This window comes from Rathayibacter sp. AY1H3 (genome assembly GCF_002932015.1).
This window is the reverse complement of sequence record NZ_PSUU01000045.1, coordinates 1-13,113: the sequence shown is the minus strand read 5'-3', so window position 1 is coordinate 13,113 and position 13,113 is coordinate 1. Positions and strand designations below refer to the sequence as shown.

Here is a 13,113-nt window from a genome sequence, read left to right as displayed (position 1 = left end):
GAACCCATGCAGACCGCAGACATCCGCAACCGCTGGCTCGACTTCTTCGGGAGCCGCGGCCACACCGTGGTCCCCTCCGCCTCCCTCGTGAGCGAGGACCCGAGCCTCCTCTTCACCGTCGCCGGCATGGTGCCGTTCGTGCCCTACCTCACCGGAGTGGTCCCCGCGCCCTACCCGCGTGCCACCAGCGTGCAGAAGTGCATCCGCACCAACGACATCGAGGAGGTCGGCAAGACGCCTCGTCACGGCACCTTCTTCCAGATGAACGGCAACTTCTCCTTCGGCGACTACTTCAAGGAGGGGGCGATCGGCTACGCCTGGGAGCTGCTCACCGGCGCCGAGAGCGACGGGGGACTGGGCTTCGACGAGAAGGACCTCTGGGTCACCGTCTACAAGGACGACGACGAGGCGATCGCGCTCTGGAAGACGATCGCGGGACTGCCGGACGAGCGCATCCAGCGCCTGGACAAGGACACCAACTACTGGTCGACCGGCCAGCCCGGCCCCGCGGGCCCCTGCTCCGAGATCTTCTTCGACCGCGGCCCCGCCTACGGGATCGACGGCGGCCCGGCGACGGACGACGACCGCTACGTCGAGATCTGGAACCTCGTCTTCATGCAGTACCTCCGCGGCGAGGGCACGAGCAAGGTCGACTTCGACATCCTCGGCGAGCTGCCGCGCAAGAACATCGACACCGGCATGGGCCTCGAGCGCGTCGCCTTCCTCAAGCAGGGCGTCGAGAACATGTACGAGATCGACCAGGTCCGTCCGGTCCTCGATCGCGCCGCCGAGCTCTCGGGCCGCCGCTACGGAGCCGTCCACGAGGACGACGTCCGCATGCGCGTCATCGCCGACCACGTGCGCTCCTCGCTGATGCTGCTGTCGGACGGCGTGACGCCGTCCAACGAGGGGCGCGGCTACATCCTCCGCCGCCTGATGCGCCGCACGGTGCGCGCCATGCGCCTGCTCGGAGTGGACACCGCGACGTTCCCCGAGCTCTTCGCCGCCTCGCGCGACGCGATGGCGTCGGCCTACCCCGAGGTGTCCACGGAGTTCGAGCGCCTCTCGACCAGCGCCTACGGCGAGGAGGAGGCGTTCCTGCGCACCCTCGCGGCCGGCACCGAGATCCTCGACCTCGCGGTCCTGAAGACGAAGAAGGCCGAGTCGCCGACGCTGCCGGGCGACACCGCGTTCCTCCTGCACGACACCTTCGGGTTCCCGATCGACCTCACCCTCGAGATCGCCGAGGAGTCGGGTCTGACGGTCGACCGCGAGGCGTTCGATTCCCTCATGACCGCGCAGCGCACGCGTGCGAAGGCCGACGCGAAGTCGAAGAAGTCGGCGCTGGCCGATCTCTCGGTCTACGCCGACTTCCGCGCCCACGGCGAGACGCTGTTCACCGGCTACGACGTGCTCGACACCGAGACGCGCATCCTCGGCCTCATCGTCGGCGGGCACTCCGTCACGAAGGCGGTCGCGGGCGACATCGCCGAGGTGATCCTCGAGGCGACCAGCCTCTACGCGGAGTCGGGCGGCCAGGAGGCCGACGCCGGCCGCATCGTCGGCTCCGGCTTCGATCTCGAGGTCCTCGACGTGCAGAAGCCCGTCAAGGGGCTCATCAGCCACAAGGTCCAGGTCGCCAGCGGCGAGGTCGGAGTGGGCGACGCCGCCACCTCCGTCGTCGACCGCGACTGGCGCCGGGGCGCCACGCAGGCGCACTCGGGCACGCACCTCATCCACGCCGCGCTGCGCCAGGTGCTCGGTCCGCAGGCGCACCAGTCCGGCTCCTACAACAAGGCGGGCTACCTGCGCCTGGACTTCTCGTGGAACCAGGCCCTCTCGCTCGAGACCCGCAGCGAGATCGAGGAGATCGCCAACACGGCGATCCGTGACAACCTCGAGGTCGTCACGCGCGAGCTCCCGATCGACGAGGCGAAGGCGCTCGGCGCGATGGCCCTCTTCGGCGAGAAGTACGGCGACGTCGTCCGCGTGGTCGACATCGGCGGGCCCTGGTCGCGCGAGCTCTGCGCGGGCACCCACGTCGGGCGGTCGTCCGAGGTCGGCGTGATCAGCCTGGTCAGCGAGTCCTCGGTCGGATCGACCAACCGCCGCGTCGAGTCGCTCGTGGGCCGCGAGGCCTTCCAGGAGCTCGCCGCCGAGCGCGCCCTCGTCAGCACGATCTCGTCCTCGCTGAAGACCCCGCGCGAGCAGCTCCCTGAGCGGATCGGCGAGCTCGTCGCGAGCCTCAAGGCCGCTGAGAAGCGGATCGCCGCGTTCGAGGCCAAGGCCCTCGCCGACCGGGTGCCCGCCCTCGCCGCGACCCGCCGCACCGTGGGCGGCACGACCGTCGTCGCCGAGAGCATCGGCTCCGCCGGATCGACCGACGAGCTGCGCTCCCTCGTGACCTCCGTCCGCGAGCGGCTCGGCCAGGAGCCGGCCGTCGTCGCGCTCGCCGCCGACGTCTCGGGCAAGCCCGCGGTGATCGTCGCCACCAACCAGGCCGCCCGCGACCAGGGCCGCCGCGCGGGTGCGCTCGCCAGGCGCGCCGCCGGGATCCTCGGTGGCGGCGGAGGCGGCAAGGACGACCTCGCCCAGGGCGGCGGCTCCGACGTCTCCGCCATCGGCGCGGCGCTCGAGGCCGTGGTGCAGGAAGCGACCAGCTGAATGAGCCGGTTCGGCGTCCGGCTCGGCATCGATGTGGGCCGTGCCCGCATCGGGGTCGCCCGCTGCGACGCCGACGGCCTGCTCGCGGTGCCCGTCGAGACGGTCGCGCGGGCGGGCACTGACGGCGGATCCTCGGACGTCTCCCGGATCGCTCACCTCGCCGCCGAGTACGATGCCCAGGCGATCATCGTCGGACTGCCGTTGTCGCTGTCGGGGGCCGAGACGGCCTCGACGGAGGACGCGCGCGGATTCGCTCGACTGCTCGCCGAGGCGGTGCCCACCGCTCCGGTGCGGCTCGTCGACGAGCGGCTGTCGACGGTCACCGCTCAGAGCGCCCTGCACCGCTCCGGACGCACCACCCGCGGCTCCCGAGCCGTGATCGACCAGGTCGCCGCCGTGGTGATCCTGCAGCACGCCATCGATTCCGAGCGCTCGGCCGGCACCCCGGCCGGAGTCCTGCTCGAACCGAACGAAGGACCTCCCCGTGACCGACGTCCCCCCGAGCCGCCGCGACGCCCGCGCCGCCGAGCAGGCGCAGCCGACTCCGCCCGACCCGACTCCGGAGCAGCAGCCCGCGCCGACTGAGGCGCACGATCCGCTGGGCCGCCTCTTCACCGGGCCCGACGTGCCCGAGCCCCGCGGCCGCGACGACGCGGCCGCGTTCGACCCGGACGCGCGCCCGAAGCGTCGCCGCGCGGCTCGCGCGACGGGCGGCGCGAGGAAGCGCCGCAGCCACCGCGGGCTCATCGGCGGGCTTCTGGCCTTCGGCGTCTTCGCCGCGCTCGTCGCCATCGCAGTCACGATCTTCCTCGAGCCCGTGCGCGGCCTGTTCGCCGAGCCCGAGCCGACCGACTTCACCGGCACCGGCTCGAGCGAGGTGCTGTTCACGATCCACCAGGGCGACGGCGGCAGCGACATCGCCAACAACCTCGTCTCGGACGGGGTCATCAAGTCGTACGACCCCTTCTACGACCTGCTCCTCGCCCAGAGCCCGGAGCCCGTCTTCCAGCCCGGCGCGTACTCGCTCAAGGCCGAGATGAGCGCCAAGGCCGCACTGTCGGCGCTGCTCGACTCCGATTCGACTCGCCTCGCGAACACCTTCGTCATCCCCGAGGGGACGGCGCTCAAGGAGGCGCTGCCGCTCATCGCGGACGGCACCGGGGTCGCGCTGACGGACCTCGAGGCGGCCGCCGCCGACTGGGGCTCGTTCGGGCTCCCGGCCGGGGCGACGAGCCTCGAGGGGTTCCTGTTCCCCGCGACCTACGACATCGACCCGTCGACGCCGGCGCACGACATCCTGAAGACCCTGGTCGACCGGATGTACCAGTCGCTCGACCAGGCCGGCGTGCCGGCGGACGACCGCTACCGCGTCGTGGTGTTCGCGTCCCTCGTGCAGCGCGAGGCCCGCGTCGCCGAGGACTTCCCCAAGGTCGCGCGCGTGTTCCAGAACCGCCTCGACCAGGGGTGGCGCCTGCAGTCGGACGCGACCGTGGCGTACGGCACCGGCGCGACCGACCGCGTCTCGACCACGGACGCCGAGCGGAACGACGCCGGCAACGTCTACAACACCTACCAGCGCGACGGCCTGCCGCCCGCGCCGATCTCGAACCCGGGCGACGTGGCGATCGACGCGGTCATGCACCCCGCGGACGGCACCTGGATGTACTTCGTCACGGTGAACCTCGAGACGGGCGAGACGGTCTACTCCACCACCGACGCCGAGCACAACGCGGCCGTCGACCAGTGGCAGGCCTGGATGCGGGACCACCCGGAGTACCAGTGACGGCCGCCGGGTACCGCCTCGCGGTCCTCGGCGCGCCGATCGCGCACTCGAAGTCGCCCGCGCTGCACGCGGCCGCCTACCGGGTGCTCGGACTCGACTGGAGCTACCGCGCCGTCGAGACGACGGAGGCGACCCTCTCCGAGGTCGTGTCCGGTGAGCCCTGGCACGGACTGTCGCTGACAATGCCGCTCAAGCACGCGGTGCGACCGCTGCTGGCGGAGGAGGACGCGGTCGCCCGGGTCACCGGCGCGGTCAACACCGTGCTGGTCGACCGCTCCGGCCCGGCACCCCGCCTCCGCGGGTTCAACACCGACGTCGCGGGCATCGTGCGCGCCCTCGCCGAGGCGGGCGTCGTCTCGGCGGAGCGCGTCCAGGTGCTCGGCGGGGGAGCGACCGCCGCCTCCGCCCTGGCCGCCGCCGCCGAGCTCGGCGCGGCGCGGGTCGACCTCGTCCTGCGGACGGCGTCGAGGGCCGTCGAGCTCGCTCCGCTCGCGGAGTCGCTCGGCGTCCCGCTCTCGGTCCGCTCCTTCGCCGACTGGTCCACCGGAGCGCCACTGGTGATCTCGACGCTCCCCGGCGGGGCGGCGGACGGCCTCGACGTGCCCGACGCGGCGGTCGCGGGCTCAACCCTGTTCGACGTGGCGTACTCCCCGTGGCCGAGCGCGCTCGCCCGGCGCTGGGAGCAGGGCGGCTCCCCGGTCGTCTCCGGGCTCGGGATGCTGCTCCACCAGGCACTCGTGCAGGTGCGGATCTTCGTCGGCGGCGACCCGGTCCTGCCTCTCGATCGCGAGGACGAGGTGCTCGCGGCGATGCGCCGAGCCGTCTCGGCGGGTCCGGCGCACTGACCTCGTGTGCCAGAATCGGAGGATGCTCCGTTGGCTCACGGCCGGGGAATCCCACGGTCCCGAACTCGTCGCCGTCCTCGAAGGACTGCCGGCGGGCGTCCCCGTCTCCCTCGACGACATCCGCGCCGATCTGGCGCGCCGGAAGCTCGGCTACGGCCGCGGAGCCCGGATGAACTTCGAGCAGGACGAGCTGACGATCTCCTCCGGCGTCCGGCACGGAGCGACGATGGGCAGCCCCATCGCCCTGCGCATCGGCAACACGGAGTGGCCGCGCTGGGTCGACGTCATGTCGGCGGAGCCCCGTGACCCCGAGAGCCTGCCCAAGGGCCGCGGCGCCGCGCTCACACGGCCCCGCCCGGGCCACGCCGACCTCGTCGGGATGCAGAAGTACGGCTTCCCCGAGTCCCGCAACGTGCTCGAGCGCGCCTCCGCCCGCGAGACCGCGGCCCGCGTCGCCCTCGGCGCCGTCGCCCGCCGCTTCCTCGGCGAGCTCGGCGTCTCGCTCGTCAGCCACACCCTCGCCATCGGGCCGGTCCGCGTGCCCGAGGGCTCGCCGCTGCCCGGCCCGGCCGACGTCGCCGCCCTGGACGCGGATCCGCTGCGCTGCCACGACGCCGCGACCAGCGCCCTCATGGTCGCCGAGGTGGACCGCGCCCACGACGACGGCGACACTCTCGGCGGCGTGGTCGAGGTCCTCGCGTACGGTCTCCCGCCCGGACTCGGGTCCTACGTGCACTGGGACCGTCGTCTCGACTCCCAGCTCGCGGCGGCCCTGATGGGGATCCAGGCGATCAAGGGCGTCGAGGTCGGCGACGGCTTCCTCACCACCACCCGCCGCGGCTCGGAGGCGCACGACGAGCTCTTCCAGTCCGCCGCCGGCATCTCCCGGTCCAGCGACCGGGCCGGCGGCACCGAGGGCGGGATGAGCACGGGGACCGTGCTGCGGGTCCGCGCCGGCATGAAGCCGATCGCGACCGTGCCGCACGCGCTGCGCACCGTCGACGTCGCCACCGGCGAGGCAGCCGGCGCTCACCACCAGCGCTCCGACGTCTGCGCGGTGCCGGCGTCCGGTGTCGTCGCGGAGGCGATGGTCGCCCTGGTGCTCGCGAACGCCGTGCTCGAGAAGTTCGGCGGCGACAGCGTCACCGAGACCCGCCGCAACCTGCAGGGCTACCTCGCCGCCATCCCCGACGAGCTCCGCACGGCCGCCGCGAGCGACCCGGGTCTCGGGCTCGCCTGATGGCCGCGTCCTCGGCGGCCCGCTGATGGCGGGTCACGATACCGGCGCGGCCCGCGCCCGCCTCGTCCTGATCGGCCCGATGGGCGCCGGCAAGACGACGATCGGCAAGCGGGTCGCGAAGGCGCTGAGCGCCGGGTTCGTCGACTCCGACGCGGAGTTCGTGCGCACCCACGGCCCGATCGCCCCCTACTTCGACGCCCACGGCGAGCCGGCCTTCCGCCGGGAGGAGCGCCGTGTCGTCGAGCGCGCCGTCCGTCGCGACGTGGTGCTGAGCCTCGGCGGGGGAGCGGTGCTCGATCCCGCGACGCGCGCCGACCTCGCGGACGTGCCCGTCGTGCTCCTCACCACCACGGCCGAGGCCGTCCGCGACCGGCTCGGCTCCGGCTCCCGCCCGCTGGTGCGCGGCGGGGTCGGCGACTGGGTCCGCATCTTCGACGAGCGGCGCCCGGTCTACGAGTCCCTCGCGGACACCGTGGTCGACACCTCCCGGCGGCCGATCACCCTGATCGCCGCCGAGATCGCGGAGTGGGTGCGCGCGCAGCGCCCCTCCGCCACCCCTGCACCATCGGACCCGGCGGCCACGAGCCGCCCGAGCGGAAGACAGTCATGAACGACGGCACCACCGCCATCCCCGTCGCCGGAGAGAACGGCTACGACATCCACGTCGGGCGCGGACTCCTCGACGGCCTCGCCGACGCGATCGGCCCCCGGGCCGCGAAGGTGCTCATCGTGCACCCGCCGACCCTCGCGGTCCTCGCCGCCGAGATCCGCGAGAGCCTGCTCGAGCGCTACGAGGTGCTGCTCGCCGAGGTCCCGGACGCCGAGGCCGCGAAGCGCGTGGAGGTGGCGGCCTTCTGCTGGCAGGTGATGGGGCAGTCGGACTTCACCCGCACGGATGTGGTCGTCGGCTTCGGCGGCGGCGCGATCACCGACCTGGCCGGCTTCGTCGCCGCCACCTGGCTCCGCGGGGTCGACCTGGTGCAGGTGCCGACCACCGTGCTCGGGATGGTCGACGCGGCCGTCGGGGGGAAGACCGGCATCAACACGGCCGAGGGCAAGAACCTCGTCGGCGCCTTCCACGCGCCGCGGGCGGTCGTCGCCGACCTCGACGTGCTGACCAGCCTCCCGCGCAACGAGATCCTGGCCGGCTTCGGCGAGATCGTGAAGTACGGGATGATCGCCGAGCCGCGCATCCTCGACATCATCGAGTCCGACATCGACCTGGCCACGGACCCGACGTCGGAGGAGTTCCGCAGCCTGGTCGAACTGTCGATCGGGATCAAGGCGCGGGTCGTCGGCGAGGACTTCACCGAGAAGGGCCTGCGCGAGATCCTGAACTACGGGCACACCCTCGGGCACGCGGTCGAGCACGCCGAGCGCTACCAGTGGCGCCACGGCGCGGCCGTCTCCGTCGGGATGATGTTCGCGGCCGAGCTCTCGCGCCTGACCGGATCGCTCAGCGACGCGGTCGTGGACCGCCAGCGCCGGGTCCTCGAGTCGCTGACCCTGCCGACGAGCTACCCGCTCGGACGGTGGGAGACGCTCCTCGCCGCGATGCAGCGCGACAAGAAGACCCGTGCGGGCATGCTCCGCTTCGTGGTCCTCGACGACATCGCCCGCCCGAGCATCCTGCAGGGGCCGGAGACGTCGCTGCTGTTCGCGGCGTACCAGGAGATCGGATCGTAGGTCCGACTCGGCTGAGCCCGGGCGGCGCCGTTGGGGCGATTCGCATGCGGCGTCCAGACTCCTCTGCCGACGGGGCCGTGTCGACTACACTCGACGGGTCAGCCGGACCGGCCGATATCGCCGCGCCCGCGTACCGGGCTCGCCGGCGCAGACTTCCACCGAAACGGATCCCCCTTCGCATGGCCTCTACCACCGACATCAAGAACGGCACCGTCCTCAGCATCGACGGCCAGCTCTGGAACGTCATCGACTTCCAGCACGTCAAGCCGGGCAAGGGCGGCGCCTTCGTCCGCACCAAGATGAAGAACGTCCTCACGGGCAAGGTCGTCGACAAGACCTTCAACGCGGGCGCCAAGATCGACACGGCCAACGTCGACCGCCGCGACTTCCAGTACCTCTACCGAGACGGCGCGGACTTCGTGTTCATGGACACCAGCGACTACGACCAGATCACCGTCCCCGAGGCGGTCGTCGGCGACGCGGCGAACTTCATGCTCGAGAACCAGAACGTGACCCTCGCCCTGCACGACGGCGACCCGCTCTACATCGACCTCCCCGCCTCGGTCGTCCTCGAGATCACCTACACGGAGCCGGGCCTCCAGGGCGACCGCTCGACCGGCGGCACCAAGCCCGCGACGGTCGAGACCGGCTACCAGATCCAGGTCCCGCTCTTCCTCGAGCAGGGCACTAAGGTCAAGGTCGACACCCGCACGGGCGACTACCTCGGCCGCGTCAGCTGAGCCGGGCCTCCCGTGAGTGCTCGCACGAAGGCGCGCAAGCGCGCCCTCGACATCCTCTACAACGCCGACGTCCGGCAGATCAGCTTCGCCCAGTCGCTGCGCGCCGAGGCCGAGCGAGCGGCGAACGAGCCGGCCCGTGAGGCCTCGTGGCTCTACGCCCGCGAGATCGTCGACGGGGTCATCGACCACGCCGACGAGATCGACGAGCTGATCGCCCGGCTCGCCCAGGGCTGGACACTCTCGCGCATGCCGCTGGTCGACCGCGCGATCCTCCGGATCGGGGTGTGGGAGATCCTGCACAACGACGCGGTGCCCGACGGCGTCGCCATCTCGGAGGCCGTCGAGGCCGCCACGTCGCTGTCGACCGACGACTCGGCGGGCTTCATCAACGGGCTCCTCGCCTCCGTCGCGGAGTCCCGCACGACGGCCTGACCCGCCCCGGAGACCTGCTCGGCCCGCCGGATCCCCGTGATCGGGCGGGCCGAGGTCGTTCCCGGGCTGCCCGTCCGGCGGGCCGCGTGACGGCCCCTATACTCGACACGGCTTTTCCTTTAACAGCCGTCCTGTGAGGCGGGGAAGGAGGTCGGTGTGACGGCACGAATCGTGCTCAACGGCGCTGACATCACGCGAGCGCTCACGCGCATCGCCCACGAGATCCTCGAGTCGAACCGCGGCCCCGAGTCGCTGGTCGTCCTCGGCATCCCGACGCGCGGCGTCGCCCTCGCGAGGCGCATCGCCGAGACGATCGCGCGGATCGAGCCGGACGGGCCCCCCGTCTTCGCCGGCTCCCTCGACGTGACGATGTACCGCGACGACCTCTCCCGGCACCCGGTCCGCACCCCCGCGCGCACCGCCGTCCCCGCGAGCATCGACGGCCGAACCGTGGTCCTCGTCGACGACGTCCTCTTCTCGGGCCGCACCATCCGCGCCGCCCTGGACGCCCTCAGCGACATCGGCCGTCCGCGAGCCGTGCGGCTGGCCGCGCTGGTCGACCGCGGACACCGCGAGCTCCCGATCCGGGCGGACTTCGTCGGCAAGAACCTGCCGAGCAGCCTGAGCGAGCGGATCAACGTCCGGCTCGTCGAGACGGACGGTGAGGACCTGGTCGCGATCGAGTCGCAGGCCACCGGCGAGGAGACGGCTCCGTGAAGCACCTGCTCTCGACCCGGGACCTCGACCGCGCGAGCGCGATCGCACTCCTCGACATCGCCGAGGACATGGCGGACGTGCAGAACCGCGAGGTCAAGAAGCTGCCGACCCTGCGCGGGAAGACCGTGGTCAATCTCTTCTTCGAGGACTCCACCCGCACGCGGATCTCGTTCGAGGCGGCGGCGAAGCGGCTCTCGGCCGACGTCATCAACTTCAGCGCGAAGGGCTCCAGCGTCTCCAAGGGCGAGAGCCTGAAGGACACCGCGCAGACGCTCGCCGCGATGGGCGCCGACGGCGTGGTCATCCGCCACAGCGCCTCCGGAGCCCCCGCGGTTCTGGCGGCGAGCGGCTGGATCGACGCGTCGATCCTCAACGCCGGCGACGGGACCCACGAGCACCCGACCCAGGCGCTCCTGGATGCGTTCACCATCCGCCGGCGCCTGCACGGCGCCTCCGCGTCCCGCGGCAAGAGCCTCGACGGCGTCGCGGTCACGATCGTGGGCGACGTCCTGCACTCGCGGGTGGCGCGCTCGAACGTCTGGCTGCTGACGGCGCTGGGCGCCGAGGTGACGCTGGTCGCACCGCCGACCCTCGTGCCGGTCGACACGCGCGACTGGCCCGCGACCATCCGCTTCGATCTGGACGAGGCGATCGACACCGGGCTCCCCGACGTCGTGATGCTCCTGCGCATCCAGCTCGAGCGGATGTCGAGCGGGTTCTTCCCCAACGGCCGGGAGTACGCGCGGATCTGGGGCCTCGACGACGAGCGGCTCGCCCGGCTGGGTCCCGATACCATCGTCATGCACCCCGGACCCATGAACAGGGGCGTCGAGATCTCCTCGGCGGCCGCCGATTCGAGCCGCTCCACGGTGCTCGAACAGGTCACGAACGGAGTGTCCGTCCGGATGGCCGCGCTCTACCTGCTGCTGTCCGGCGAACGGGAGGTCCACTGATGAGCACTGCCCAGCCGCTTCAGAGCACGGCGCCGGAGCGGATCCTGATCTCGGGAGCGACGCTCGCCGACGAGTCGACCGCCGACCTGCTGATCGACGGGGGCGTGATCGTCGAGATCGGCGCCGACCTCGACTCGCGCGGGGCCCGCGTGATCGACGCCGACGGCCTGCTGGCGCTGCCCGGCCTGGTCGACCTGCACACGCACCTGCGCGAGCCGGGGTTCGAGCAGAGCGAGACGATCCTCACCGGCACGCGAGCTGCGGCCGCCGGAGGCTTCACCGCCGTCTTCGCGATGGCGAACACCTCGCCGGTGCAGGACACCGCGGGCGTGGTCGAGCAGGTGCAGAGCCTGGGCGAGGACGCCGGCTACGCGACGGTCCGCCCGATCGGCGCGGTGACCGTGGGTCTGGCGGGGGAGTCGCTCGCCGAGCTCGGCGCGATGGCCCGCAGCCGCGCGGCCGTGCGGGTCTTCTCGGACGACGGGAAGTGCGTCTCGGACGCGCTGCTGATGCGCCGCGCTCTCGAGTACGTCAAGGCGTTCGACGGAGTCGTCGCCCAGCACGCGCAGGAGCCGCGGCTCACCGTCGGCGCGCAGATGAACGAGGGCGCCGTCTCCAGCGCCCTCGGCCTGCAGGGCTGGCCCGCCGTGGCCGAGGAGGCGATCATCGCCCGCGACGTGCTCCTCGCCGAGCACGTGGGCTCCCGCCTGCACGTCTGCCACGTCTCGACCGCGGGCTCGGTCGACGTCATCCGCTGGGCGAAGGCCCGGGGGATCGACGTGACCGCCGAGGTCACCCCCCACCACCTGCTCCTCACCGAGCAGGCCGTCGCCGGCCAGGACGGGCCGAGCTACGACGCCCGCTTCAAGGTGAACCCGCCGCTGCGCCGCGACGAGGACGTGCTCGCCCTCCGCGAGGCCCTCGCCGACGGCACCATCGACATCGTCGCCACCGACCACGCGCCGCACCCGGTCGAGGCGAAGGACTGCGAGTGGGACGCCGCGGCGTTCGGCATGGTCGGCCTCGAGAGCGCGCTGAGCGTGGTGCACGCCGCCGTCGTCGAGGACGGGCGGATGAGCTGGTCCGACGTCGCGCGCGTGCTCTCCTCCGCCCCCGCCCGCATCGGCCGGCTCGACGGCTACGACCGCGGCCTCGCCGTCGGGGCCGCCGCGAACGTCGTGCTCTACGACCCGGAGGCGCGACGCCGCTTCTCCGTCGAGGACCTGCGCGGCCGCAGCGGCAACTCCCCGTACCTCGGTCGCGAGCTGCCGGGCCGCGTCGTCGCCACCCTCCACCGGGGCTTCCCGACCGTGCTGGACGGCGAGCTCGTCGACGCGGCGGTCGTCGCCGCCTCCGCGAAGGCCTCCCGTGGATAGGGCCGCGATCACGATCGTCATCGCCGCGGTCGTCGTCCTCGTCTTCGTCGGCATGCTGCTCTCCTGGCGCGCGCGGCGCCGCCGCTCGGCCGCCCTCGCGCCGGAGCCCGTGCCCGCGTCCTCGCTGGGCGCCGAGGTCGAGCGCGTCGACCTCCCGTACGTGGCCACGACCCGCTTCGAGCAGCCGCTCGAGCGCGTCGTGCTGCCGGGGCTCGGCTTCCGCGGCAACGCTGTGCTGCGCCTCCACGAGCGCGGCGTCGTGATCGCCCCCGTCGGCGAGCGCGAGACGGTGATCCCGGCCTCCCTCCTGCGCGGAGCGGGCCAGGGCAGCTACGTGATCGACCGCGTCGTCGAGGAGGGCGGCCTGCTCGTGATCTCCTGGTCGCCCCGCGGCGACGAGACCGTCGACAGCTACCTCCGCGTGGCCGAGCCCGCCCTCCGGGCGCACCTGGTCGCCGAGCTGCAGCGCCTCGCCGGGGGCAGGCACCGTGTACTGCTCGTCGGTCGAGACCGAGGAGGAGAGGTTGAGCCCCTGCATCTGCCGGCCGCCGAGGACCAGCGCGAGCTGCTCCTCCTCGGGGAGGGCGAGGTCCTCGCCCTTGCAGAACTCGTCCTCCCGGTGGTGCGCCTCGAGGCGCATCCCGAGGCGCTCGCAGAGGCGGGCGGACGCGGTGTTC

The 13,113-nt window shown here is 72.6% G+C and carries 12 protein-coding genes and 1 pseudogene; all 13 read left to right on the top strand.

The window, feature by feature from the left end; genetic code table 11:
* The first annotated feature begins 6 nt into the window (after positions 1 to 6).
* Complete coding sequence (alaS, locus tag C5C33_RS15095) at positions 7 to 2,664, top strand: alanine--tRNA ligase (protein ID WP_104261517.1); 2,658 nt, start codon at positions 7 to 9, stop codon at positions 2,662 to 2,664.
* Positions 2,665 to 3,138: pseudogene (gene ruvX, locus C5C33_RS15090) on the top strand (Holliday junction resolvase RuvX); the annotation flags it as partial. It abuts the gene before it with no gap.
* Positions 3,139 to 3,148: 10 nt separating this feature from the next.
* On the top strand, positions 3,149 to 4,447 hold the full coding sequence (mltG, locus tag C5C33_RS15085) for an endolytic transglycosylase MltG (protein WP_104261516.1): 1,299 nt from the start codon (positions 3,149 to 3,151) through the stop codon (positions 4,445 to 4,447).
* Positions 4,444 to 5,292: a shikimate dehydrogenase gene (locus C5C33_RS15080; protein WP_258059240.1), complete on the top strand. Its 849-nt coding sequence runs from the start codon at positions 4,444 to 4,446 to the stop codon at positions 5,290 to 5,292. The genes mltG and C5C33_RS15080 overlap by 4 nt, the downstream gene beginning before the upstream one ends.
* Before the next feature lie 22 nt (positions 5,293 to 5,314).
* Positions 5,315 to 6,532 carry a chorismate synthase gene (gene aroC, locus C5C33_RS15075; RefSeq protein ID WP_104246778.1) on the top strand — a complete coding sequence of 406 codons (1,218 nt, stop codon included), beginning with the start codon at positions 5,315 to 5,317 and terminating at the stop codon, positions 6,530 to 6,532.
* A gap of 25 nt (positions 6,533 to 6,557) precedes the next feature.
* Complete coding sequence (locus C5C33_RS15070; RefSeq protein ID WP_104225325.1) at positions 6,558 to 7,142, top strand: shikimate kinase; 585 nt, start codon at positions 6,558 to 6,560, stop codon at positions 7,140 to 7,142.
* Positions 7,139 to 8,218, top strand: a complete 1,080-nt coding sequence (gene aroB / locus C5C33_RS15065; protein WP_104224752.1) for a 3-dehydroquinate synthase — start codon at positions 7,139 to 7,141, stop codon at positions 8,216 to 8,218. The genes C5C33_RS15070 and aroB overlap by 4 nt, the downstream gene beginning before the upstream one ends.
* 179 nt (positions 8,219 to 8,397) lie before the next feature.
* On the top strand, positions 8,398 to 8,958 hold the full coding sequence (gene efp, locus C5C33_RS15060) for an elongation factor P (RefSeq protein WP_068210208.1): 561 nt from the start codon (positions 8,398 to 8,400) through the stop codon (positions 8,956 to 8,958).
* Positions 8,959 to 8,970: 12 nt separating this feature from the next.
* On the top strand, positions 8,971 to 9,390 hold the full coding sequence (nusB, locus tag C5C33_RS15055) for a transcription antitermination factor NusB (protein WP_104224751.1): 420 nt from the start codon (positions 8,971 to 8,973) through the stop codon (positions 9,388 to 9,390).
* Positions 9,391 to 9,546: 156 nt separating this feature from the next.
* On the top strand, positions 9,547 to 10,107 hold the full coding sequence (gene pyrR, locus C5C33_RS15050; RefSeq protein WP_104224750.1) for a bifunctional pyr operon transcriptional regulator/uracil phosphoribosyltransferase PyrR: 561 nt from the start codon (positions 9,547 to 9,549) through the stop codon (positions 10,105 to 10,107).
* On the top strand, positions 10,104 to 11,060 hold the full coding sequence (locus C5C33_RS15045) for an aspartate carbamoyltransferase catalytic subunit (RefSeq protein ID WP_104224749.1): 957 nt from the start codon (positions 10,104 to 10,106) through the stop codon (positions 11,058 to 11,060). Before pyrR ends, C5C33_RS15045 begins: the two co-directional genes overlap by 4 nt.
* Entirely contained in the window at positions 11,060 to 12,436 is a 1,377-nt protein-coding gene (locus tag C5C33_RS15040; RefSeq protein ID WP_104224748.1) for a dihydroorotase, read from the top strand. The genes C5C33_RS15045 and C5C33_RS15040 overlap by 1 nt, the downstream gene beginning before the upstream one ends.
* The coding region (locus tag C5C33_RS15035; RefSeq protein WP_104261515.1) for a hypothetical protein at positions 12,429 to 13,113 on the top strand (685 nt) is incomplete at its 3' end. The genes C5C33_RS15040 and C5C33_RS15035, both read left to right, overlap by 8 nt.